Origin of the sequence: Leclercia sp. UBA2479, assembly GCF_002341985.1 — a bacterium.
Taxonomy (GTDB): domain Bacteria; phylum Pseudomonadota; class Gammaproteobacteria; order Enterobacterales; family Enterobacteriaceae; genus Enterobacter; species Enterobacter pneumoniae.
In genome coordinates this window covers 996,832-1,021,589 of record NZ_DDPB01000009.1, presented here as the reverse complement: position 1 = coordinate 1,021,589, position 24,758 = coordinate 996,832, and the positions used below count along the sequence as shown (strand labels likewise).

General features: G+C 54.9%; 21 protein-coding genes. 14 read left to right on the top strand and 7 right to left on the bottom strand.

Features of this window, described 5'->3' with window-relative positions:
• Positions 1-12 precede the first annotated feature (12 nt).
• Positions 13-585: an elongation factor P-like protein YeiP gene (gene yeiP / locus B3B59_RS14535; RefSeq protein WP_040074772.1), complete on the bottom strand. Its 573-nt coding sequence runs from the start codon at positions 583-585 to the stop codon at positions 13-15.
• 164 nt (positions 586-749) lie between these two features.
• On the opposite strand from yeiP, the gene B3B59_RS14530 reads away from it, so the two are divergent.
• Positions 750-1,004: a YkgJ family cysteine cluster protein gene (locus B3B59_RS14530; protein WP_046884725.1), complete on the top strand. Its 255-nt coding sequence runs from the start codon at positions 750-752 to the stop codon at positions 1,002-1,004.
• Here the strand turns inward: B3B59_RS14530 and setB are convergent.
• Positions 1,001-2,182 carry a sugar efflux transporter SetB gene (gene setB, locus B3B59_RS14525; RefSeq protein WP_040074775.1) on the bottom strand — a complete coding sequence of 394 codons (1,182 nt, stop codon included), beginning with the start codon at positions 2,180-2,182 and terminating at the stop codon, positions 1,001-1,003. The two genes, B3B59_RS14530 and setB, sit on opposite strands and share 4 nt — an antisense overlap.
• Before the next feature lie 367 nt (positions 2,183-2,549).
• On the opposite strand from setB, the gene fruB reads away from it, so the two are divergent.
• From fruB to fruA, 3 genes are read left to right on the top strand one after another with little or no spacing between them, the layout of a single operon-like run.
• Entirely contained in the window at positions 2,550-3,680 is a 1,131-nt protein-coding gene (gene fruB / locus B3B59_RS14520; RefSeq protein WP_040074776.1) for a fused PTS fructose transporter subunit IIA/HPr protein, read from the top strand.
• Entirely contained in the window at positions 3,680-4,618 is a 939-nt protein-coding gene (gene fruK, locus B3B59_RS14515; protein WP_040074777.1) for a 1-phosphofructokinase, read from the top strand. The genes fruB and fruK overlap by 1 nt, the downstream gene beginning before the upstream one ends.
• Positions 4,619-4,634: 16 nt before the next feature.
• Positions 4,635-6,320, top strand: coding sequence for a PTS fructose transporter subunit IIBC (gene fruA / locus B3B59_RS14510; RefSeq protein WP_286809410.1), 1,686 nt, complete (start codon positions 4,635-4,637; stop codon positions 6,318-6,320).
• Between the two features lie 189 nt (positions 6,321-6,509).
• On the opposite strand, the gene B3B59_RS14505 is transcribed toward fruA, so the two are convergent.
• A complete protein-coding gene (locus B3B59_RS14505; protein ID WP_046884729.1) occupies positions 6,510-7,208 on the bottom strand; it encodes a transcriptional regulator YeiL in 699 nt (232 codons plus the stop codon).
• A 127-nt stretch (positions 7,209-7,335) separates the two neighbouring features.
• Between B3B59_RS14505 and rihB the strand changes: the two genes are divergently transcribed.
• Together rihB and B3B59_RS14495 are read left to right on the top strand one after the other, a co-directional pair.
• Positions 7,336-8,268, top strand: a complete 933-nt coding sequence (rihB, locus tag B3B59_RS14500) for a ribosylpyrimidine nucleosidase (RefSeq protein WP_286809408.1) — start codon at positions 7,336-7,338, stop codon at positions 8,266-8,268.
• A 115-nt stretch (positions 8,269-8,383) separates the two neighbouring features.
• Positions 8,384-9,637 (top strand): NupC/NupG family nucleoside CNT transporter, encoded by a 1,254-nt coding sequence (locus B3B59_RS14495; RefSeq protein WP_040074783.1) that lies wholly within the window; start codon positions 8,384-8,386, stop codon positions 9,635-9,637.
• A gap of 84 nt (positions 9,638-9,721) precedes the next feature.
• Here B3B59_RS14495 and nfo read toward each other — a convergent pair whose 3' ends face one another.
• Together nfo and B3B59_RS14485 are read right to left on the bottom strand one after the other, a co-directional pair.
• The gene (gene nfo / locus B3B59_RS14490; protein WP_040074784.1) at positions 9,722-10,579 is read right to left on the bottom strand and encodes a deoxyribonuclease IV; all 858 of its coding nucleotides are present in this window, start codon (positions 10,577-10,579) and stop codon (positions 9,722-9,724) included.
• A 76-nt stretch (positions 10,580-10,655) separates the two neighbouring features.
• Positions 10,656-11,702, bottom strand: coding sequence for a YeiH family protein (locus tag B3B59_RS14485; protein ID WP_286809406.1), 1,047 nt, complete (start codon positions 11,700-11,702; stop codon positions 10,656-10,658).
• 125 nt (positions 11,703-11,827) lie between these two features.
• Here B3B59_RS14485 and yieE point away from each other — a divergent pair, with 125 nt between their 5' ends.
• Both yieE and B3B59_RS14475 read left to right on the top strand, forming a co-directional pair.
• A complete protein-coding gene (gene yieE / locus B3B59_RS14480; protein ID WP_212477739.1) occupies positions 11,828-12,694 on the top strand; it encodes a DNA-binding transcriptional regulator YeiE in 867 nt (288 codons plus the stop codon).
• Positions 12,695-12,849: 155 nt separating this feature from the next.
• Positions 12,850-14,319 carry an amino acid permease gene (locus B3B59_RS14475; RefSeq protein WP_040074787.1) on the top strand — a complete coding sequence of 490 codons (1,470 nt, stop codon included), beginning with the start codon at positions 12,850-12,852 and terminating at the stop codon, positions 14,317-14,319.
• A gap of 54 nt (positions 14,320-14,373) precedes the next feature.
• On the opposite strand, the gene B3B59_RS14470 is transcribed toward B3B59_RS14475, so the two are convergent.
• Both B3B59_RS14470 and fghA read right to left on the bottom strand, forming a co-directional pair.
• A complete protein-coding gene (locus B3B59_RS14470; protein WP_286809404.1) occupies positions 14,374-16,359 on the bottom strand; it encodes a ligand-gated channel protein in 1,986 nt (661 codons plus the stop codon).
• Between the two features lie 255 nt (positions 16,360-16,614).
• A complete protein-coding gene (gene fghA / locus B3B59_RS14465; RefSeq protein ID WP_286809403.1) occupies positions 16,615-17,451 on the bottom strand; it encodes an S-formylglutathione hydrolase in 837 nt (278 codons plus the stop codon).
• A gap of 137 nt (positions 17,452-17,588) precedes the next feature.
• Here fghA and B3B59_RS14460 point away from each other — a divergent pair, with 137 nt between their 5' ends.
• The 6 genes from B3B59_RS14460 to mglA all read left to right on the top strand — a co-directional run bounded on the left by B3B59_RS14460 (position 17,589) and on the right by mglA (position 24,758).
• Positions 17,589-18,734, top strand: a complete 1,146-nt coding sequence (locus B3B59_RS14460; RefSeq protein ID WP_207292110.1) for a YbfB/YjiJ family MFS transporter — start codon at positions 17,589-17,591, stop codon at positions 18,732-18,734.
• Between the two features lie 106 nt (positions 18,735-18,840).
• Complete coding sequence (gene folE / locus B3B59_RS14455; protein ID WP_046884737.1) at positions 18,841-19,509, top strand: GTP cyclohydrolase I FolE; 669 nt, start codon at positions 18,841-18,843, stop codon at positions 19,507-19,509.
• Positions 19,510-19,526: 17 nt separating this feature from the next.
• The gene (gene yeiB / locus B3B59_RS14450; RefSeq protein ID WP_286809401.1) at positions 19,527-20,684 is read left to right on the top strand and encodes a DUF418 domain-containing protein YeiB; all 1,158 of its coding nucleotides are present in this window, start codon (positions 19,527-19,529) and stop codon (positions 20,682-20,684) included.
• A 155-nt stretch (positions 20,685-20,839) separates the two neighbouring features.
• Positions 20,840-21,862, top strand: a complete 1,023-nt coding sequence (gene galS, locus B3B59_RS14445; RefSeq protein ID WP_040074796.1) for an HTH-type transcriptional regulator GalS — start codon at positions 20,840-20,842, stop codon at positions 21,860-21,862.
• 295 nt (positions 21,863-22,157) lie between these two features.
• Positions 22,158-23,156, top strand: coding sequence for a galactose/glucose ABC transporter substrate-binding protein MglB (gene mglB, locus B3B59_RS14440; RefSeq protein ID WP_046884739.1), 999 nt, complete (start codon positions 22,158-22,160; stop codon positions 23,154-23,156).
• An 81-nt stretch (positions 23,157-23,237) separates the two neighbouring features.
• On the top strand, positions 23,238-24,758 hold the full coding sequence (gene mglA, locus B3B59_RS14435; RefSeq protein ID WP_046884740.1) for a galactose/methyl galactoside ABC transporter ATP-binding protein MglA: 1,521 nt from the start codon (positions 23,238-23,240) through the stop codon (positions 24,756-24,758).

Below are 24,758 nucleotides of genomic sequence, written 5' to 3'. Positions count from 1 at the left end.
GGGTTTTTTGTCTTAGTCTGCACGACCCATATAGCGTTTTTCTTCGATATGGATACGGATCTTTTCACCAGCGGAGAGGTACTCCGGAACCTGCACTACCAGGCCGGTGGTCAGCGTCGCCGGTTTGTTACGGGCGCTGGCTGAAGCCCCTTTGATGCCCGGTGCGGTCTCAACGATTTCCAGATCAACGGTCTGCGGCAGCTCAAGCGCCAGCAGCTGGCCGTCCCAGGTCAGTACCTGCATATCCGGCATGCCGCCTTCAGGCATAAACTGCAGCTCGTCTGCGATCTGATCTTTGGTGAAGATATACGGGGTGTAATCTTCTTTATCCATAAACACGTATTCGTTGCCATCAATATAAGAGAAGTCAACGAAGCGGCGGGTCAGGGTCACGGTATCGACGATATCGTCGCCTTTAAAGCGCTCTTCCACTTTAAGACCGGTGCGGACATCGGAGAAACGCATTTTATACAGCGTCGCTGCGCCACGGGCGCTCGGTGCCTGGATATCAATATCCTTAACAATCAGCAGTTTGCTGTTGTAGTTCAGCACCATACCTTTTTTAATTTCGTTCGCTCTTGGCATTGCAGTAATCCTGTTAACGGGGAGGTCAAAAATATCGCGTCAAAGTACTCGCGCGCGGGCTTTCAGGCAAGAGGAATTCGTGGGTTTTGCTATCAATACATAAAAGGTGTTACTGTGCGCGCCACGCCCGCTCTGCGGGTTCTCGTCAGGGTAAGAGAGCCTTTATGGAATGCCGTCCAGACTGTGGAGCATGCTGCACTGCACCCTCCATTACCAGCCCGATTCCCGGCATGCCCAACGGCAAGCCGGCGAATACACCGTGCGTACAGCTGGATGCGCAGCAGCGCTGTAAGATTTTTGGCTCACCGCTACGCCCAAAAGTCTGCGCCGGCCTGCAGCCCGCCGCCGATATGTGTGGCAGTTCGCGCCAGCAGGCGATGACCTGGCTGCTGGAGCTGGAGGCGCTGACCGCGCCTTAAATGTCTTTTATGCGCGTCAGGCAACCGCAGGTGATCACGCACATCGCCAGCGCTATCCAGAAGACCGCGTGATAGCTCCAGATCTCGGCCACCACACCGGCCATCGAGCCCGCGATAATCCAGCCCACGCGCGTCGTATTGGTATAAAGCGTGGTGGCTGCCCCCGCCTGACCGGGCATTAAATCCTGAAAATAGAGCATGCCGATCCCCGCCAGAATGCCGATATAAATCGCATTGAGCAGTTGTAACCCCAGCAACAATGCCGGTGAGCTGGCGGTCAGCATCCCGACATAGAACAGCAGCCCTGCTACGGCGGCAATACGCATCAGAAAGCGTTTGCCGAAGCGCCTGGCGTAATAGCCGGCAATCAGCATGGTCGGGATTTCCAGCCCCGCCGCCGCGCCCATCATGATGCCCGCCAGTTTTTCCGACAGATGCAGTTCATTAATAATAAACAGCGGCATATTGATGATGTACAGACTGTTAGTACCCCACATCAATGTGCAGATAATAAACAGCAGCAGGGCGTCGCGGCGGTTACGACGCGGGGCTTCCAGCGTACCGGTCGCCAGCTTTGGCTCTTTACGCATAGAGGGTAAAAAGAACCATACCATCAGGCCGCAAATGATGTACGCCGCTGCGGCGCTGAGATACATCACCGTAAAGCCAAAACCCATCGCCAGGGCGTAAGCCAGCGGCGGACCTATCACCCAGGCCAGCGAAACCTGGGCGCGCAATATTGAACTGAACATCACCGCTTCACGCCCGGTGCGATCCGCATGTTCGCGGGCGAGGGCAAACATCTGCGGGTTAGCCGTAGAGCCAAAACTCCCCAAAAAGACGCCAACGAATAACAAAATGAAGTAGTTACGGTTCCAGGCAAACAGCAGACAGGCGAACACGCCCAGCAGACAACAGAAGACGATCAAGCTTTTGCGATCGCCCTTTTTGTCTGAGCGGCCCGCCAGAAACTGGCTAACAAAAATGCCGATGATGGCGCTGCCGGTAAAAAAGAAGCCAACCATCGCCGGACGGGCATGCACTTCCGTGGTCAGGAACAGGCTCAGCGTAGGGGTTTGCAGTGCACCAGCAATACCGGTGAGGAAGGCCACAATCAAAAACGCCGATGACGTCAAATCAAACGATTTTTGCCTGGCGGCAGCGGGAGTCGTATGCATGTTTCTGTATCAGTAATATGAAGAGAGGCGGAGTTTACGCCGCTTGTCAGAAAATGAACAGATGCGCACTCTTATTACCCACAAAAAATCAAAATGGCATTTCATATTGCCGCTGCGCTTGCTGAAGCTGCTGAAGTAAAGCGCGCTGGTTTCTTTTATTGCCCTCGAAAGAGGACGGAATGTTGCAAAAATGTGCTGCAACTCTAAATTCCGAAAGCTGAAACGTAACTTTACTTGCAAGGATGGCGATAAAAAGCAAGACTTCTTGAAACGTTTCAGCGCTAATTGGTTGATCTAATACAAACGGATTGGCGCCTATTTTCACATTTAAGCTGAAACGATTCAATTTCAGCAGGAGTGGAGAGCTATGTTCCAGTTATCCGTACAGGACATTCATCCGGGCGAACAGGCCGGTAATAAAGAAGAGGCCATCCGGCAGATCGCTGCCGCGCTGGTGCAGTCTGGCAATGTTGCCGCTGGCTATGTTGATGGCATGCTGGCGCGTGAGCAGCAGACCTCAACCTTCCTCGGCAATGGCATCGCCATTCCCCATGGCACCACTGATACCCGCGATCAGGTTCTGAAGACCGGTGTGCAGGTGTATCAATTCCCGCAGGGCGTGCTCTGGGGCGAAGGGCAGGTGGCGTATGTCGCCATCGGTATCGCCGCCAGCAGTGACGAACATCTGGGCCTGCTGCGTCAACTGACGCACGTGCTGAGCGATGACGCAGTGGCGGAACAACTGAAATCTGCCACCACCGCTGAAGAGCTGCGAGCACTGCTGATGGGTGAAAAGCAGAGCGAAGCGCTGAAGCTGGATAACGCGACGCTGTCGCTGGATGTGGTCGCCTCCGATCTGGTGACGCTGCAGGCGATGAACGCCGCACGGCTGAAAGAGGCGGGTGCGGTCGACACGGCATTCGTCACCCATACCATAACGGACAAGCCGCTGAACCTGGGCCAGGGCGTCTGGCTGAACGACAGTGCTGAAGGCAATCTGCGCAGCGCTGTTGCCGTCAGCCGTGCGGCCTCCGCATTTGATGTTGAAGGTGAGAAAGCAGCCCTGCTGGTGACCGTCGCTATGGCCGATGACCAGCCGGTTGCCGTGCTCAAACGCCTGAGCGATCTGCTGCTGATCAACAAAGCTGACAAATTGCTGAACGCGGATGCCGCGACCCTGCTGGCGCTGCTGACCAGCGATGACGCGCTGACCGACGACCTGCTCAGTGCAGAGTACGTGGTGCGTAACGAACACGGTCTGCATGCCCGCCCCGGCACCATGCTGGTTAATACCATCAAGCAGTTTGAAAGCGACATTACCGTCACTAACCTCGACGGCAGCGGTAAGCCCGCTAATGGCCGTAGCCTGATGAAAGTGGTCGCGCTGGGTGTGAAAAAAGGCCATCGCCTGCGCTTCACCGCCCAGGGTGCCGATGCTGAACAGGCGCTGAAAGCCATTGGCGATGCCATCGCGGCAGGTCTGGGGGAGGGCGCATAATGAGCAGACGTGTTGCAACGATTACGCTGAACCCGGCTTACGACCTGGTAGGATTCTGCCCGGAGATTGAGCGCGGCGAAGTCAACCTGGTGCGCACCACTGGCCTGCATGCGGCAGGTAAAGGGATCAATGTGGCGAAGGTGCTGAAAGATCTGGGCATCGATGTCACCGTAGGCGGCTTCCTGGGCAAAGATAACCAGGACGGCTTTCAGCAGTTGTTCAGCGAACTGGGCATTGCTAACCGTTTTCAGATTGTGCAGGGCCGTACCCGCATCAACGTGAAGCTGACCGAGAAAGACGGTGAAGTGACCGACCTGAACTTCTCCGGCTTCGAAGTGACGCAGTCAGACTGGGAACGTTTTGTTAACGACTCGCTCTCCTGGCTGGGCCAGTTCGACATGGTATGCGTCAGCGGCAGCCTGCCGTCGGGCGTCAGCCCGGAAGCCTTTACCGACTGGATGACGCGTCTGCGCAGCCAGTGCCCGTGTATTATTTTCGACAGCAGCCGTGATGCGCTGGTTGCAGGCCTTAAAGCCGCACCATGGCTGGTAAAACCAAATCGTCGCGAACTTGAAATTTGGGCTGGCCGTAAGCTGCCAGAATTGAAAGATGTGATTGATGCTGCCCATGCGCTGCGTGAACAGGGTATCGCTCATGTGGTGATTTCATTGGGTGCAGAAGGCGCGCTGTGGGTTAACGCGTCTGGCGAATGGATTGCCAAACCGCCGTCGATGGAAGTGGTAAGCACCGTCGGCGCCGGGGATTCCATGGTAGGTGGGCTGATTTACGGCCTGCTGATGCGTGAATCCAGTGAACACACGTTACGTCTTGCTACCGCTGTTGCTGCCCTGGCCGTGAGCCAGAGCAATGTCGGTATTACCGATCGTACCCAGTTAGCCGCGATGATGGCGCGCGTTGACTTAAAACCCTTTAACTAACAGCAGGAGAGGCATAATGAAAACGCTGCTGATTATCGACTCTGCTCTCGGACAGGCCCGCGCCTATATGGCAAAGACCCTGCTGGGCGCGGCGGCACAAAAAGCACATCTGGATATCCTGGACAACCCGAACGATGCCGAACTGGTGATCGTTCTGGGCGACACCATTCCTGCTGACAGCGCGCTGAACGGCAAAAAGGTGTGGCTGGGCGATATCAATCGCGCGGTTGCCCACCCGGAACTGTTCCTGAGCGAAGCGAAGGATCACGCCTCGGTCTATACCCTGCCAGCGGCAACGGCACCGGCCCTGAGCGGCGGTCCGAAACGCGTGGTGGCGGTGACAGCCTGTCCAACGGGCGTGGCACACACTTTCATGGCGGCTGAAGCCATTGAAACCGAAGCCAAAAAACGTGGCTGGTGGGTAAAAGTTGAAACCCGCGGCTCCGTGGGTGCAGGCAATGCCATCACCCCCGAAGAGGTGGCTGAAGCGGATCTGGTGATCGTGGCGGCAGACATCGAAGTGGATCTGGCGAAATTCGCCGGAAAACCGATGTACCGTACCTCTACTGGCCTGGCGTTGAAGAAGACCGCGCAGGAGTTCGATAAGGCCGTAGCAGAAGCGAAGCCGTATCAGGCGGCGGGCGATGCCCAGGGCGCGACGGAAACCAAAAAAGAGTCTGCTGGCGCTTATCGTCACCTGCTGACCGGGGTTTCCTATATGCTGCCGATGGTGGTGGCTGGTGGTCTGTGTATCGCACTCTCCTTCGCTTTCGGTATCGAAGCCTTTAAAGAGCCGAACACGCTGGCTGCGGCGCTGATGCAAATTGGTGGGGGTTCTGCCTTCGCGCTGATGGTACCTGTCCTGGCAGGTTATATCGCCTTCTCTATCGCGGATCGTCCGGGTCTGACTCCAGGTCTTATTGGCGGTATGTTGGCTGTAAGCACAGGTTCAGGTTTCATCGGCGGGATCATCGCGGGCTTCCTGGCCGGTTATGTTGCGAAGCTGATTAGTTCGAAGTTGAAATTGCCGCAGAGTATGGAAGCGCTGAAGCCGATCCTGATCATTCCGCTGCTTTCAAGCCTGGTGGTGGGTCTGGGAATGATCTACCTGATCGGTAAGCCGGTCGCGGGTATCCTCGAAGGCCTGACCCACTGGCTGCAAACCATGGGCACTGCCAATGCGGTACTGCTGGGCGCAATCCTCGGTGGCATGATGTGTACCGATATGGGCGGCCCGGTGAATAAAGCGGCCTATGCGTTTGGTGTTGGCCTGCTGAGTACCCAGACTTACGCGCCGATGGCTGCCATTATGGCTGCCGGTATGGTGCCACCGCTGGCGCTGGGCCTGGCGACTATTATTGCCCGCCGTAAATTCGATAAGGCACAACAGGAAGGCGGCAAAGCAGCGCTGGTTCTCGGTCTGTGCTTCATCACCGAAGGTGCCATTCCGTTCGCTGCGCGTGACCCAATGCGCGTTCTGCCTTGCTGTATCGCGGGTGGTGCAGTAACCGGTGCTATCTCTATGGCTATTGGTGCGAAGCTGATGGCACCGCACGGCGGTCTGTTTGTCCTGCTGATCCCTGGGGCGATCACGCCGGTGCTGGGTTACCTGCTGGCGATTATCGCCGGTACCCTGGTGGCGGGCCTCTCTTACGCGGTGCTGAAGCGCCCGGAAGCGGAAGCAGTTGCCAAAGCGGCTTAAACCCGCTCCCCATAAAGGCAGAGGTGACTCTGCCTTTTTTATCTCAGAAACGCGGCGTCGGCCGCGTTTTTTTATGGCCTGACAAAAGGCCTTTTTTCCTCCGGACATATCGCTATTCCGTACTCACCCCGTCTGGGGTAGGGGTGGCAGCGTTGATCGGCGTAATATAACGAGAAAGGCGTGAAGCGGTTAACGTAATAATTCAGAGAAATTATTTTCGGGATCCATCTCCCGCGCCAGATTAAGCAGTCGGGATTTATTTTTGATGATATAGCCCGCTTTTTGCTTTATCAGTACACCTTCCTGAGTGAACTGCGCAATAACATAAAGAAGATGACGGTAGGAGACCCCCATATATTCGGCCGCCTGCGTATGTTTTTCGCGATAGATATCACAATTCTGCGTTAATAAAATAAAGGCCGCCAGTCGATTAATCAGCGGGAAAGATTGATTTTGGGTAAGCGAAACAATATTTCGATAATTTTTGCGGCTTAGCGCAATGCACAAATGCCGTAAAAATGTTGCATCATTCAACAATAAGGGGCGGTACTGCTTCATCGGCAACGCCAGACACCAGCACGCTTCAATGGCCTGAACGGCCCGGGGTTCGTGATCCGCGTCAACTAATTCAATTTCGCCAATAAAACAGGGTGCAGTAAAGAAGTCGATCAGCGACACCCGCCCATTGGCTGAGGTGGCGTACAGTCTGGCGCGTCCGCGCACGAGATAGAAGAGCCAGGCAGGTTGTTGGCCTACTCTCACGATCTCCTCACCTGCTGCGACCTCAAACAAGCGGGTATCCCGCAAAATATCCACGGAAAACCGTTCCTTATATCCTGACTGCAGAATCAGTTCCTGTTTAACAACCTCATTGTGGATCTCTTTCACGGCCCATTCCTGATGTGAGATTTCTCATATTTAGCATACGTTCTCCGTTGTTAACATTCAATCGTCGACACTACCCCCCTTAATGACTGAAATGAAATTAACGCAACAGCGAACCGAGGAAATAAAAATGGAAAAGAGAAAGATTATTCTTGATTGCGATCCAGGCCATGACGATGCTATTGCGATAATGCTGGCAGCAAGGCATCCGGCTATCGATTTATTAGGGATAACGATTGTAGCCGGTAATCAGACGCTGGATAAAACATTAGTCAATGGATTAAATGTCTGTCAGACATTAGATATACATGTTCCGGTCTATGCGGGTATGCCGCAGCCAATAATGCGCCAGCAAATCGTTGCCGATAATATCCATGGCGAAACGGGTCTGGATGGCCCGGTATTTGCTCCGTTGACCCGCAAAGCAGAAAATACGCATGCCGTAAAATTCATTATCGATACGCTGATGGCAAGCGAAGGGGATATCACCCTGGTGCCCGTCGGTCCGCTGAGCAATATTGCGGTGGCGATGCGTATGCAGCCCGCCATTGTGCCCAAAATCCGTGAGATTGTGATGATGGGCGGGGCCTACGGCACCGGTAATTTCACCCCATCCGCTGAGTTTAATATCTTTGCCGATCCGGAAGCGGCCCGCGTTGTCTTCACCTCCGGTGTGCCGCTGGTGATGATGGGGCTGGATCTGACTAACCAGACGGTCTGCACTGCCGACGTGATCGCCAGAATGGAAAAAGCGGGGGGACCGGCCGGCAAGCTCTTCAGCGACATCATGAACTTTACCCTCAAAACCCAGTATGAAAACTATGGCTTAGCGGGCGGCCCGGTTCACGACGCCACCTGTATTGCTTACCTCATCAACCCTGCCGGCATTAAAACCCAGGAGATGTACGTCGAAATCGACGTCAACAGTGGCCCTTGCTATGGACGCACGGTCTGCGATGAGCTGGGCGTTCTCGGCAAACCGGCGAACACCAAAGTGGGCATCACCATCGACACCCACTGGTTCTGGGACTTAGTGGAAGAGTGTGTACGTAAGTACCACTAATCCCCTGGGCGTGCGGCGTGACAGCCATTGCGCAAAGCGCCATCGCTGTCACACCCAACGGGCAGCAAGCGGTAGCCCGCAACAAAATCAGACCTGGCCGTAAGAGAAAATCATTATGGACGTCATGAGAAGTGTTCTGGGTATGGTGGTATTACTGGCAATCGCGTTTCTGCTGTCAGTGAATAAAAAGCGTATTAGTCTGCGCACGGTAGGGGCGGCGTTGCTGCTGCAAATCGCCATCGGCGGCATCATGCTCTATTTTCCACCCGGGAAGTGGCTGGCAGAAAAGGCTGCCTACGGCATCCACAAAGTGATGACCTATAGCGATGCCGGTAGCGCCTTTATCTTTGGCTCGCTGGTCGGGCCCAAGATGGACAAAGTCTTTGATGGCGCCGGCTTTGTGTTTGCCTTTCGCGTGCTGCCCGCCATTATTTTTATCACCGCGCTGGTCAGCCTGCTCTATTACATTGGCGTGATGGGCTTCCTGATTCGTCTTCTTGGAGGGATTTTCCAGAAAGCGCTTAATATCAGCAAAATCGAATCCTTTGTCGCGGTCACCACCATTTTCCTCGGGCAGAATGAGATCCCGGCGATCGTGAAGCCTTTTATGGAGCGTCTTAACCGCAATGAGCTTTTTACCGCGATCTGTAGCGGGATGGCGTCGATCGCGGGTTCGACAATGATTGGCTACGCCGCCTTAGGGGTACCCATTGGTTACCTGCTGGCCGCCTCGCTGATGGCGATCCCGGGCGGCATTCTCTTTGCTCGCCTGCTGAGTCCGGCGACGGAAGCCTCGCAGGTATCGTTCGATAACCTCTCTTTTACCGAAACGCCGCCAAAAAGCATTATTGAAGCGGCCGCCAGCGGGGCGATGACCGGGCTGAAAATCGCCGCCGGCGTGGCAACAGTGGTCATGGCCTTTGTGGCCATTATCGCCATGATCAACGGGATTATTGGCGGTATTGGCGGTTGGTTTGGTTTCGGCGGGGCGACCCTGGAGGGGATTTTTGGCTACGCGCTGGCGCCGCTGGCATGGTTGATGGGGGTCGACTGGAGCGATGCGCATCTGGCCGGTAGCCTGATTGGTCAGAAGCTGGCGATAAACGAATTTGTCGCTTATCTCCACTTCTCGCCCTGGCTGCAAACTGCCGGCCAGCTGGATGTGAAAACCATCGCCATTATCTCGTTTGCGCTGTGCGGGTTTGCGAATTTCGGATCGATTGGGGTCGTGGTCGGGGCGTTCTCTGCCGTTTCCCCCCGACGCGCGCCGGAAATTGCGCAGCTGGGGTTGCGGGCACTGGCCGCCGCCACGCTCTCTAATCTGATGAGCGCCACCATTGCGGGCTTCTTTATTGGTCTGGCTGGGTAAGAGTCGCGCCGCGTAAGCGGCGCGATAGTCGATTGAAATGGGCCTGCGGCAGAGGACGTTATCAGCACGCCCCGGGGCTTAAGCTTACGCCGTTGCCTCCGCCGTTTGCTGTGCCTTCAGCCAGGCAATCTCTTCGGCCCAGATATCCGGATTAATGGTCTCCAGAACCATGGGAATGCCGTCGAAGCGGGCGTCCTGCATAATAAAGCGGAACGCATCATGGCCGATATTGCCTTCACCCAGGCTGTGATGGCGGTCAACGCGGCTACCAAAGGCGCTTTTCGCATCGTTCAGGTGCATACCGCGCAAATACTGGAAGCCGACGATACGCTCGAATTCTGCGAAGGTTTTTTCGGTCTCTTCGGTAGTACGGAGATCGTAGCCTGCGGCAAAGGCGTGACAGGTATCGATACACACCCCCACGCGGGTTTTGTCCTCAACCCCGGCGATAATCTCGGCCAGCTGTTCGAATTTAAACCCGAGGTTGCTGCCCTGACCGGCCGTGTTTTCGATGACGGCGGTCACCCCTTGCGTTTTGTCCAGCGCGATATTAATGGACTCAGCGATGCGTGCCAGACAGGTGGATTCGTCGATTTGCGACAAGTGGCTACCAGGGTGGAAGTTCAGCAAGGTCAGGCCAAGCTGTTCGCAGCGCTGCATCTCATCAATGAACGCGTCGCGAGATTTATCGAGAGCCTCCTGGACCGGATGACCTAAATTAATTAGGTAGCTGTCATGCGGCAGAATTTGGCCGGGGCCAAAGTGGTATTTCTCGCATGCGGCTTTAAAATCATCAATCACTTGTGTGGAGAGCGGGGCGGCGCGCCACTGGCGCTGATTTTTGGTGAACAGGGCGAAAGCGGTCGCCTCAATTTCAGCAGCGCGAATGGCAGCATTTGCAAGACCGCCAGCTGCGCTGACGTGCGCTCCAACATATTTCATAAAGGGACTCCTGTTTAACCCGCCGGGGAAAGCAAACGCTTATGATAGCGGGTTAACAGGAGAAGGATGTAGTGGTTTATGCCATCAGGCTATGAACCGCCAGGTTGATGGCACCCCCGCCGACGATCAGCCATATAAAGAGGATCAACGCCATCAGCAGCGGCTTAACGCCGGCCTTTTTCAGAGCACTGACGTGGGTTGTGACCCCCAGTGCTGCCATCGCCATCGCCAGCAGGACGGTATCCAGGGTGATTAGCATATCGACCACCGCTTTTGGCAGCAGGTGGAAGGAGTTAAAGATAGCCACCACGATAAAGAGGATGGCGAACCACGGAATGGTGATTTTACCTTTCTGCGCCTGGCCCGCCGGTGCCAGCTGTTTAACCCTTGCTGCGAGGAAGATGAGGAACGGTGCCAGCATCATCACGCGCAGCATTTTGGCGATCACCGCCGCGTTTTCCGCCTCCGGATTGATAGCATGACCCGCAGCCACTACCTGGGCGACCTCGTGCATGGTCGAACCGATATAGATGCCGTAGTTTTCCGGGCTGAACCAGTGCGCCAGCAGGGGGTACATGGCCGGATAGAGGAAAATGGCCAGGGTACCGAATATCACCACGGTTGCCACGGCCACCGTCACTTTACTGGCCTCGGCTTTCACTACCGGCTCGGTCGCCAGCACCGCCGCCGCGCCGCAGATGCTGCTGCCTGCACCAATCAACCAGCTGGTGTGTTTATCCAGCCCGAACACTTTTTGTCCGATAAAGCAGGCCAGCATAAAGGTGCTGCTCAGCGTCAGCACATCTATGACGATGCCGCTGACGCCCACGTCGGCAATCTGGGCAAAGGTGAGGCGAAAACCGTAGAGAATGATCCCCAGGCGTAGCAGGTGCTGTTTAGCAAAGATCACGCCGCCGTCACAGGCACGCCAGAGACGCGGGTACACTGTATTACCGACCACCATGCCAAATAAAATGGCCAGCGTCAGGGCGCTAAACCCGGCCCCCGCTACCGCAGGGATACTGCCACCCCAGAGTGCCGCGCCGGTGATGAGTGCGCTCAGGGCCAGACCCGGGGCGTAATGCCATACAGAACGATGATGCTGTGCAATCAGTGTCGTCATAATCTTCTCCTTTCTCTGGCTGGAGATTACGCCGCGCTGGTTTAAAAATAAAATTGATTATATATTTATAATTAATCTTTATAAGTGGTAAGCACCCCCTACTGACCTTACCGTGGAATGCGACTATGCACATTACCTTACGCCAGCTTGAAGTCTTTACTGAAGTGCTGAAAAGCGGCTCGACGACCCAGGCATCGCAGATGCTGGCGTTATCGCAATCTGCGGTCAGCGCGGCGCTCACCGACCTTGAAGGGCAACTCGGCGTGCAGCTTTTTGACAGGGTAGGGAAGCGGCTGGTGGTGAACGAGCATGGGCGGCTGCTCTACCCCCGGGCGCTGGCGTTGCTGGAGCAGACGGTCGAGATTGAGCAGTTGTTCAGGGAAGAGAACGGAGCCATTCGCGTTTCGGCGAGCAGTACGATTGGCAACTATATCCTGCCGGAGGTCATCGCCCGCTACCGCCGGGATTTCCCCACCTTGCCGCTGGAGATGAGCGTAGGGAACAGCCAGGATGTGATTAACGCCATTATCGACTTTCGGGTCGATATCGGTCTCATCGAAGGGCCATGCCATAACGCGGATATTGTTGCTGAACCCTGGCTGGAGGATGAGCTGGTGGTCTTTGCTTCGCCAGCCTCTTCGCTGCTACAGGGGGAGGTAACGCTGGAACGGCTGGCGCAGGCGCCGTGGATTTTACGTGAGCATGGCTCGGGTACCCGTGAAATTGTCGATTATCTTCTGTTGTCGCATTTGCCGCAGTTTCATCTGGGCATGGAGCTTGGCAACTCGGAAGCCATCAAGCATGCGGTTCGCCATGGGTTGGGCATTAGCTGCCTTTCACGGCGGGTGATTGCCGAGCAACTGGAGAGCGGTTCGCTGGTGGAGATTGCGCTGCCCTTGCCAAAGCTGGTGCGCACGCTATGGTGCATTCGCCATCGTCAGAAACACCTTTCCAGCTCGCTACAGCGCTTCCTGCGCTACTGCCAGCAGTAAGCGCCAGGGGCCGGGGTGAAATCGGTCGAAACTCTGCTTTACTTATAATCCTGGACCGGTCATGAAGCTCTCTTATAACAGAGTATTTCTGCCGGAAGGAACGCGGATCCTCTGCTACAATCGCGCCTCATTTTTTGAATGGACAGCATTTTCATATGGTTTCCGAAACTAAAACCACAGAAGCGCCCGCGCTACGTCGCGAACTCAAGGCGCGTCACCTGACGATGATCGCCATTGGCGGTTCCATCGGTACAGGTCTTTTCGTTGCCTCTGGCGCAACGATTTCCGCGGCAGGCCCGGGTGGGGCACTCTTCTCTTATATTCTGATTGGCCTGATGGTCTATTTCCTGATGACCAGTCTCGGTGAACTGGCGGCCTATATGCCGGTTTCCGGTTCTTTCTCTACTTATGGGCAAAAGTACGTCGAGGAAGGCTTCGGCTTCGCGCTGGGCTGGAACTACTGGTACAACTGGGCGGTGACCATCGCTGTTGACCTCGTGGCGGCACAGCTGGTGATGACATGGTGGTTCCCGGACACGCCAGGTTGGATCTGGAGTGCGCTTTTCCTGGCCGTCATCTTCCTGCTGAACTTCATCTCGGTGCGCGGCTTTGGTGAGGCGGAATACTGGTTCTCCCTGATCAAAGTGGCGACCGTCATTATCTTTATCATTGTGGGTCTGGCGATGATCGTCGGCATCTTCAAGGGCAGCGAGCCTGCGGGCTGGAGCAACTGGGAGATTGGCGATGCGCCGTTTGCTGGCGGCCTCTCGGCAATGATTGGCGTGGCGATGATTGTGGGCTTCTCCTTCCAGGGTACTGAACTGATCGGTATCGCGGCGGGGGAGTCTGCCGACCCGGAGAAGAACATTCCCCGCGCGGTGCGGCAGGTGTTCTGGCGTATCCTGCTGTTCTACGTGTTCGCTATCCTGATCATCAGCCTGATTATTCCGTATACCGATCCAAGCCTGCTGCGTAATGATGTAAAAGATATCAGCGTCAGCCCGTTCACCCTGGTGTTCCAGCATGCGGGCCTGCTCTCTGCGGCGGCAATCATGAATGCGGTGATCCTGACGGCGGTGCTCTCTGCGGGTAACTCTGGCATGTATGCCTCAACCCGTATGCTCTACGCGCTGGCGTGCGATGGTAAAGCGCCGCGTATTTTCGCCAAACTGTCTCGCGGCGGTGTGCCACGTAACGCCTTGTTGGCCACTACCGTCATTGCCAGCCTGTGCTTCCTTACCTCGATGTTCGGTAACCAGACGGTCTACCTGTGGCTACTGAATACCTCCGGGATGACGGGCTTTATCGCCTGGCTGGGCATTGCCATTAGCCATTACCGTTTCCGTCGTGGCTATGTGAAACAGGGTCATGATATTAACGATCTGCCGTACCGCTCCGGCTTCTTCCCGCTGGGTCCGATTTTTGCCTTCGTACTGTGTCTGATCATCACCCTGGGTCAGAACTACGAAGCCTTCCTGTCGGACACCATCGACTGGGGCGGCGTGATGGCGACCTATATCGGCATCCCGCTGTTCCTCATCATCTGGTTTGGTTACAAACTGGCGAAAGGAACGCGCTTCGTGCGCTACAGCGAAATGGAATTCCCGGGACGCGTTAAGAAATAATGTTCCGGCCATAAAAAAGCCCCCGGCAACCGCCGGGGGCTTTTTGTTTGTGGGTCAGAAGCTGTAGGTCATCCCCACGGTGTAACGGCGTCCGTCCAGCACGGTGTCGTAGGTATCGTAATCGATCTGCTTATCGAGAACGTTGTAGACCCCGGCGGAAACCAGCAGATTTTTGTTGGCGTTATAACGCAGGCCCACATCAATCTGGGTGTAAGACGGGGTGCCTTTGGACATGGAAGTACGGCTCAGGTACTCAGACGTTTTGCCGCGGAAGTTGAGGCGACTCCAGAGGCCGACATCTTCGGTGGCCTGCCAGTCCAGCGTGGTGTTGAACATATGCTTCGGCATCTTGTTCAGCGGTTTGCCAGAGAACTGGCCGCTCTTCTGTTCAGATTCGGTATAGGTGTAGTTGGCCGTCCAGTTCACATCCCGGGTGATTTTCCAGCCGAAGGTGGACTCTACGCCGCGCATGTTGGCTTTATCGACGTTGACACGATCGCTGACGAAATCATAGGTTTCGTCGCCGATGGTACAGGCCGGATCGGCGCTGCTGTTACAACGGCGGACTTCCGTGATCTTGTCTTTGAAATCGGTATTGAACAGGGTGACGCCCGCGTTGAGGTTATCGTTGTTATCCCACAGCAGGGCAATCTCTTCGCTCAGACTCTTTTCCGGCTTCAAATCGGGGTTGCCGACAATAATGCCGTTCAGACGACCACCGCCGGTAACCTGGCCCCAGTTGGCAGAAGACTGACGCAGATCGGGCGCACGATAGCCTGCCGAGACGCCACCCTTAAGGGTCCACTGATCCGCCAGATGCCATACGCCGTAGCCACGTGGAGTCCAGTTGGTGCCGTAGTTCTCATCTTTATCCATACGCAGGCCGCCGGTCAGCGTAAAGCTTTCGGTCATCGCCCACTCGTCTTCGGCAAACAGTGCCCAGCTCCAGCGGGTCAGCTTGCTTAATCCATCGGCCGCGGCCAGCTGATTACCTTCATCACGCAGTTTTTCATAACGATACTGCCCACCCAGCGTCAGGGTGTGATCGCCCAGGAAAATCTGGTTCTGGTTATTAAAGGTGGTGTTGTACGAGCGCATATCGCGATCGGGGTTGTTGGTTTCTTCCTGCTGAATGTAGCTGGTGCTATTGAAATCGTCGTAATAGCCGCTGTGGGTCAGAGCCCAGGTGGTGTGCTCGTAGCGGGTTTCACTTTTGGTATTTGGAGTGCAGACATTACCGCGACAATTTTCAGCCGCTTTCGACATCCCCGGCGTGCTGTTGCGATCCTGCAACTCACGGGCAAAATCGAGGTCAATGTCGTTCTTCTCGTCCGGCGTGAAGTTGAGCGTGATACCGCCGTTACGCATTTTCTGCTCGTTAAAACCGTTCTCAATCTTATCTTCCGCGCGGCGTGAGAGCAGGCCGGTCACCTTCGCCCCCAGCAGCCCGTCAATCAGCGGACCAGAGGCATACGCATTGGTCTGGAACAGATCGCCAGAATCGTTATTCTCCTGGAAGGTGGCATCGCCATGCAGCGAGCCGGTCCAGGCTTTGGTGTTCGATACCTTCTTAGTGATGACGTTAATCACGCCGCCCATGGCATCGGAGCCATACAGGGAGGACATCGGCCCGCGGATCACTTCGATACGTTCGATGGATTCCAGCGGCGGCAGCCAGCCTTGTTCGATGCCGGAGTTATCGCTGTTAGGGCGGGTGCTGCGGGTGCTGATTCGCTTACCGTTGACCAGGAAGAGGGTGTATTGCGAAGACATGCCGCGAATACTGATATCGCTGCTGCTGCCACCGCCTGTCACCACCACGCCCGGCACGTCTTTCAGCGCGTCAGTCACGTCCCGGTAGGCCTTATCTTCGATCTGCTGTTTAGAGATGACGGAGATAGAGGCGGGGGCATTCTGGATTTTTTGTTCAAAGCCGGTCGCCGTGACAACAACGGTGTCCTGGTCGGCTGCGTGAAGGAGAGGGGACAAAGTGGCGATGCTAACGGCGATAGCCAGACGATTAATCTGAGGTATTGTCATTTGTACATTCCGTATAAAAAAAGATAAAACTCCATGGAGATAACCCTGAGAACCCTATGTATTTGTCTTGTATGAACTCTTTGGCATGGAGAAGAGCCTGGAATTGTACAAAAGAATGTTTATTTGTAAACACTAATGATAATTGAAATCATTTGTGTTTGATAAGATGGGCAAAGAATGACAGAAGATTCAATAAGATGATGGAATGTAAAGGTAGGGGAAGGTAAAGAAGGAGGGCAGCGCCCTCCTGAATGGCTAGGCGAAGAGGTGTTCGGCGTGAAAACGCAGGTGGTCTTCGATAAAGGTCGCAATAAAGTAGTAGCTGTGATCGTATCCCGGCTGGATGCGCAGGGTGAGGGGCCAGGCGGTTTGACGCGCGGCTTCGGCCAGCACCGCAGGCTGGAGTTGGCCAGCAAGGAACTGATCCGCATCGCCCTGATCGATAAGCGTAGGGATGGCATGCTCTGGCTGACTGGCGAGCATCAACGCGCAGCTGTCCCACGCCTGCCAGCAGGTGGCATCATCACCCAGATAGTGGCTGAAGGCTTTTTGTCCCCAGGGCACCTGTGTCGGATTAACAATCGGCGCAAAGGCCGACACGCTGGTGAAGCGACCCGGATTTTTCAGGGCCATGATTAATGCCCCATGGCCGCCCATAGAATGGCCGCTGATGGCGCAGCGATCGCTCACCGCAAAGGTTTGAGTAATCAGGGCAGGCAGCTCATCGCGCAGGTAATCGTACATGCGGTAATGGCTGGCCCAGGGCTGCTCGGTGGCGTTGAGATAAAAGCCGGCGCCTTTACCCAGATCGTAGCCGGCATCGTCCGCTACATCGTCCCCACGCGGGCTGGTGTCTGGCATTACCAGGACGATGCCCAGTTCTGCGGCAACACGCTGGGCGCCCGCTTTGGTGGTGAAGTTTTCATCATTACAGGTCAGACCGGAGAGCCAGTACAACACCGGTGGCCTTGCGGTTTCGTCAACCGGCGGCAGAAAGATGCTGAACGTCATGGCGCAGTTCAGAACCGTGGAGTCGTGGCGCCAGCGCTGCTGTCGGCCTTCATAACAGTGGTGCTCTTCGAGCAGTTCCATGCAGGGCTCCTTAAGGGTTGGGCGAATCATTCGGCCCATAATACAGATAATTCATTCACCTGTGAGCAACTTTCACTTCCGCATCGCCTCCCAATACTGCATCATAAATTAACTAAATTTTAACAACTGGAGTGATCATGGCGCTGCGTATCGCGCTCAGCGGTTTTGTGGTTCTGGTCGTGGCGATGGGTATCGGACGGTTTGCTTTCACGCCGCAGGTGCCGCTGATGATTGCGGCCGGTCAACTGACGCTCACCAGCGCCGGGCTGGTTGCCGCGATGAACTATCTCGGCTATCTGGTCGGTGCGTGGGATGCCATGCGCGCCCACCGCTTCGTTGAAGGGCGGCTGTGGCTGGGGATTATCGGTGCCGTAGCGCTGACGCTGCTCTCTGCCGTGGCAGATAACGCCATTGTTCATGGCCTGTTACGCTTCGTGATTGGCTGCATGAGCGGCTGGTCGATGGTGCTGATTGCCGCCTGGACCAACGAACGACTGGCCCATTACGGCAAGCCTGGGCTGAGTGCGGCGGTTTTTGCCGGGCCGGGAGCCGGTATTGCTATCAGCGGGCTACTGGCGGTTTATATTCAGTCGCGCGCCCTGAGCGCAGGGGCCGCGTGGCAGATTTATGGCGTGCTGGCGCTGGTGCTGATTGCCCTGGTCGCCCGTTATCTGCCCCGCGCCGGGCAGCTTCACCGTCCGGGGAGCGCGCCTGAGCCTCTGGTCCTGACGCGCGATCTCCGCCGTCTGGTATGGAGCTACAGTCTGGCGGGGTTTGGCTATATCCTGCCGGCCACCTTCCTGTCGCAAATGGCGGCGCTGCGTTTTCCGGGTAGCGTCTTCGCCCAGTTCGTCTGGCCCGTATTTGGCGTTGCCGCAGTGATCGGTATTGCGCTGAGTATCGCGCTGCGTCATATTTCGACGTCAAACCGCAGGCTGGCACTGGTGCTTTGGTTACAGGGTATTGGCGTGCTGGCCGCCTGGCTGATGCCCGGTATGGCCGGCCTGATTACCGGCGCGCTGCTGGTCGGCGGCGGTTTCTTATGTGCCGTGCAGTTATCGCTGTTATATGGCCGTGAACTGGCGCCTGGTCATACCCGCTACATGGCCGGATTATTAACTACCGGTTATGCGGTCGGGCAGCTGGTAGGGCCGGTAACCTCGGCGCTGTCGACCTGGCTCACGCATCAGCTTGAGCCGGCTTTAGGCCTTGCGGGTATCGCGCTGTTCGTCGCGGGCGCGCTGGTCTGGCGCCGTTACGATGAAAGGCTACAGCAATCGTAATAATTATCGCTGTGAATACTGGATTAAGTGCGCCGCCTCGCGCACAATGAGTGCACATTTTGCCCCCAAGAGGCAAAAGCGAGCCACACCTGCAGGAGAACAATGAATGCCATCACTCAGTAAAGAAGCTGCCCTTGTCCATGAAGCGCTGGTTGCGCGCGGTCTTGAAACCCCGCTACGCCCACCGGTTCAGGAGATGGACAATGAAACCCGTAAACGTCTTATTTCCGGCCACATGACGGAAATCATGCAGCTGCTGAATCTCGATCTGAGTGACGACAGTCTGATGGAGACCCCGCGCCGCATTGCGAAAATGTATGTGGATGAGATCTTCTCCGGGCTGGATTACGCCAACTTCCCGAAAATCACCGTCATTGAAAACAAAATGAAGGTAGATGAGATGGTCACCGTGCGTGATATCACGCTCACCAGCACCTGCGAGCACCATTTCGTGACTATCGACGGTAAAGCAACGGTGGCCTACATTCCGAAAGATGCGGTAATCGGTCTGTCCAAGATCAACCGTATCGTGCAGTTCTTTGCTCAGCGTCCGCAGGTTCAGGAGCGTTTAACGCAGCAGATCCTTACCGCGCTGCAGACGCTGCTGGGTACGAATAACGTGGCCGTTTCCATTGATGCCGTGCATTACTGCGTAAAAGCGCGCGGTATTCGCGATGCCACCAGCGCCACCACCACCACATCGCTGGGCGGTCTTTTCAAATCCAGCCAGAACACCCGCCAGGAGTTCCTGCGCGCCGTTCGTCACCACAACTGATCGTCAGGGCAGGGTATATGGAGCGCAATGTCACGCTGGATTTTGTACGTGGCGTTGCCATCCTCGGTATCCTGCTTTTGAATATAAGCGCCTTCGGTCTGCCGAAGGCCGCTTATCTCAATCCTGCATGGTATGGCGAGATCACTCGCCGCGACGCCTGGACCTGGGCGGTGCTGGATCTCTTCGCTCAGGTTAAATTCCTGACCTTATTTGCTCTGCTGTTCGGCGCCGGACTACAGCTGTTACTGAAACGCGGTAAACGCTGGATCCAGTCGCGGCTGACGCTGTTGGTGTTGCTCGGTTTTCTGCACGGTCTCTTTTTCTGGGATGGCGATATTCTGCTGGCGTATGGGCTGGTGGGGTTAATTTGCTGGCGCATGATCCGCGACGCCCACGGCGTGAAAAATCTCTTTATGACCGGCGTAGTGCTGTATGCCATGGGGATCGGGGTGTTGGTATTGCTGGGGTTAATCTCGGGTGATTCCACCAACCGCTCCTGGGTTCCGGATGCGGCAAACTTACAGTATGAAAAGTTATGGAAGCTTGCCGGAGGCAGTGAAGCCATAACGAACCGCCTTGATATGCTGGGCGATAGTTTGCTGGCGCTCGGGGCACAGTACGGATGGCAACTGGCGGGGATGATGTTAATGGGCGCCGCGCTGATGCGCAGCGGCTGGCTGAAGGGTGAATTTAGCCTGAAGCACTATCGTCGTACTGGCCTGTGGCTGGTGCTGACCGGTATCGCCATCAATCTGCCGGCGGTCATTACCCAGTGGCAGTTGGGGTGGGACTATCGCTGGTGTGCCTTTCTCCTGCAGGCCCCGCGCGAACTGAGTGCGCCGTTCCAGACGGTGGGATACGCGGCGTTACTGTATGGTTACTGGCCGCAGCTATGCCGTTTTCGCCTGGTCACCGCCATCGCCTGCGTGGGGCGCATGGCGCTAAGCAACTATCTTTTGCAAACCCTGATTTGTACGACACTCTTCTACCGGTTGGGCCTGTTTATGAAGTTCGACCGCCTGCAACTGCTGGCATTCGTACTCCCGGTATGGGCCGCAAACATTCTCTTTTCAGTTTACTGGCTGCGCCGGTTCCGCCAGGGTCCGGTTGAATGGCTGTGGCGCCAACTGACCGCCAGGGCTGCCGGTGTTTCATTGAACGATACATCCAGATAACGATCTGGATCACAATCATTAACAAAATGGATGTAACCGTTTTCATCTGTGTGAGCTTCTTCACGTAGTCCCCGCGCTTGCGCTGCCAGAATAGACACCTTGCTAAACACAGGGGGTGTCTGTGAGTTGCTGCAATCTCTTTAAGGATGGTGAATATGATCACCATTCGTGACGTGGCCCGCATCGCGGGCGTTTCTGTTGCCACCGTTTCCCGCGTTTTAAACAACAGCGCGCTGGTCAGCCCTGATACACGCGAAGCCGTGTTGAAAGCGGTGGCCGAGCTTGGCTATCGCCCGAACGCGAATGCCCAGGCGCTGGCCACCCAGGTCAGTGATACCATCGGCGTGGTGGTGATGGATGTGTCGGATGCCTTTTTCGGTGCGCTGGTTAAAGCCGTGGATGTGGTGGCGCAGCAGCATCAGAAGTATGTGCTGATTGGTAACAGCTATCACGAGGCAGAGAAAGAGCGTAACGCCATTGAGGTGCTGATACGTCAGCGCTGTAACGCCCTGATTGTGCACTCAAAAGCCCTTGCCGACGACGAACTGGCCAGCTTTATGGATCAGATCCCGGGCATGGTGCTGATTAACCGGATTGTACCGGGCTACGCCCATCGTTGCGTGGGGCTGGATAATGTCAGCGGGGCGATGATGGCTACCCGGATGCTGCTCAATCATGGTCATCAGCGCATCGGCTATCTGGCCTCCAGCCACCATATTGAAGATGACGTGATGCGTTACGAAGGCTGGCAAAATGCGCTGAAAGAGCAGGGGATAACGCCCTCTGATAGCTGGGTGGGTACCGGAGAGCCTGATATGCAGGGTGGGGAGGCGGCAATGGTAGAGTTGCTGGGCCGAAACCTGCAATTAACGGCAGTTTTTGCCTACAACGACAGTATGGCTGCCGGCGCCCTGACGGCGCTGAAAGATAATGGCATTGCGGTGCCACAGCATCTCTCCTTGATTGGCTTCGATGATATTCCCATTGCCCGTTACACCGATCCGCAGCTCACTACCGTCCGTTATCCCATTGCTTCTATGGCGAAACTGGCGACAGAGCTGGCATTACTGGGCGCGGCGGGGCAACTTGATCCTGATGCGACACACTGTTTTATGCCAACGCTGGTGCGTCGCCATTCCGTTGCCATTCGGCAAATTGTGGCGCCGATCACTAACTAATTATCTGCAGTGATGTAACCGCTTTCAATCTGTGAGTAAATTCACAGTATCTTAACAAGGCGCTGGCTATGATGTCAGCGTTTTAGGGGCTGAAACGCTATGTAACGGTGATTATTCATTTTCACCATAGCAAACGTGCCGCAAACAACGAAAAAAACGCATTCTGGAGCGTTACCGACCAAGGAAGATAGAAATTTTATAAGTGAGCTTCGGTAGTCAGTAACGTTTTTTTAACACACTGCCCGCCGACCGTTATTCACACGAACTACCCTGCATAAAAAAAACCGGAGATACCATGAATAAGAAGGTGTTGACCCTGTCTGCTGTAATGGCAAGCATGCTTTTCGGTGCCGCAGCGCACGCTGCTGATACCCGTATCGGTGTAACTATTTATAAATACGACGACAACTTCATGTCCGTTGTGCGTAAAGCTATCGAGAAAGATGCTAAAGCAGCGCCAGATGTTCAGCTGCTGATGAATGACTCCCAGAATGACCAGTCCAAACAGAACGATCAGATTGACGTTCTGCTGGCGAAGGGCGTTAAAGCCCTGGCAATCAACCTGGTTGACCCGGCTGCTGCAGGCACCGTTATTGAAAAAGCACGTGGCCAGAACGTTCCTATCGTCTTCTTCAACAAAGAACCTTCCCGTAAAGCGCTGGATAGCTACGACAAAGCGTTCTACGTGGGCACCGACTCGAAAGAATCCGGCATTATCCAGGGCGACCTGATTGCTAAACACTGGGCGGCTAACCCGAACTGGGACCTGAACAAAGATGGTCAGATTCAGTTCGTGCTGCTGAAAGGCGAGCCGGGCCACCCGGATGCAGAAGCGCGTACCTCTTACGTGATTAAAGAGCTGAATGACAAGGGCCTGAAGACCCAGCAGCTGGCGTTAGATACCGCAATGTGGGATACCGCTCAGGCGAAAGATAAGATGGACGCATGGCTCTCTGGCCCGAATGCGAACAAAATTGAAGTGGTCATTGCCAACAACGATGCGATGGCAATGGGTGCGGTAGAAGCGCTGAAAGCACACAACAAATCCTCTGTTCCGGTATTCGGTGTTGATGCCCTGCCAGAAGCGCTGGCTCTGGTTAAATCTGGCGCAATGGCCGGTACCGTTCTGAACGATGCCAACAACCAGGCGAAAGCCACCTTCGACCTGGCGAAAAACCTGGCCGACGGTAAAGGTGCCGCTGATGGCACCAACTGGAAAATTGAAAATAAAATCGTACGCGTACCTTACGTGGGCGTAGACCAGTCCAACCTGGCTGAGTTTATCGGTAAATAAGTTCTTTTTTGTAAGTTCTCACTGGGCGCAATTCGTTGCGCCCTTTTATAACGCGATATGCGAGGCCAACAAGGTATAATTATGGTCAGCACAAATACTCAGTCGTCGGGTGAATTCTTGTTGGAAATGAGCAATATCAACAAGTCTTTTCCGGGCGTTAAGGCTCTCGATAATGTTAATTTGAAAGTGCGTCCTCACTCTATTCACGCATTGATGGGGGAGAATGGTGCAGGTAAATCAACATTATTAAAATGCCTTTTTGGAATCTATTCTAAAGATTCAGGTAGCATTCTTTTTCAGGGGAAAGAGATTGACTTCCATTCGGCCAAAGAAGCACTGGAAAACGGCATTTCAATGGTGCACCAGGAATTAAACCTGGTTCTCCAGCGTTCTGTTATGGACAATATGTGGCTGGGGCGTTACCCCACCAAAGGCGTATTTGTCGATCAGGACAAAATGTATCGCGATACCAAAGCGATTTTTGATGAACTGGATATTGATATTGACCCACGGGCCCGCGTTGGCACGCTATCCGTTTCTCAAATGCAGATGATCGAAATTGCTAAAGCCTTTTCCTATGATGCCAAGATTGTCATTATGGATGAGCCGACTTCTTCCTTAACGGAAAAAGAGGTGAACCATCTGTTTACTATTATCCGCAAGCTGAAAGAGCGTGGCTGCGGCATTGTTTATATCTCGCATAAGATGGAAGAGATCTTCCAGCTCTGCGATGAAATCACCATTCTGCGTGACGGTCAGTGGATTGCCACTCAGCCTCTTGAAGGGCTGGATATGGATAAGATCATCGCCATGATGGTGGGGCGCTCACTGAACCAGCGGTTCCCGGACCGCGAGAACGTCCCGGGCGAAGTGATCCTCGAGGTCCGCAACCTGACCTCTCTACGTCAACCCTCGATTCGTGATGTCTCCTTCGACCTGCATAAGGGCGAGATCCTGGGCATTGCCGGTCTGGTGGGGGCGAAGCGTACCGATATCGTGGAAACCCTGTTTGGTATCCGTGAAAAATCGGGCGGCACCATTACCCTGCATGGTAAAAAAATTAATAACCATAACGCCAACGAAGCCATTAACCATGGTTTTGCGCTGGTCACCGAAGAGCGCCGCTCTACCGGTATTTACGCTTATCTGGATATTAACTTTAACTCGTTAATCTCTAATATTCGCAACTATAAAAATAAAGTTGGCCTGCTGGATAATTCCCGCATGAAGAGTGATACCCAGTGGGTTATTGACTCAATGCGCGTTAAAACGCCAGGACACCGTACCCAGATTGGTTCTCTCTCTGGTGGTAATCAGCAGAAAGTCATTATTGGCCGCTGGTTATTGACCCAGCCCGAAATTTTAATGCTGGACGAACCCACCCGTGGTATTGACGTAGGTGCAAAATTTGAAATCTATCAGCTGATTGCTGAACTGGCTAAAAAGAATAAAGGGATCATTATTATTTCTTCCGAAATGCCGGAATTGTTAGGGATCACAGACCGTATTCTGGTAATGAGCAATGGTCTCGTTGCCGGAATTGTTGACACCAAAACGACAACGCAAAACGAAATTCTCCGTCTTGCGTCTTTGCACCTTTAA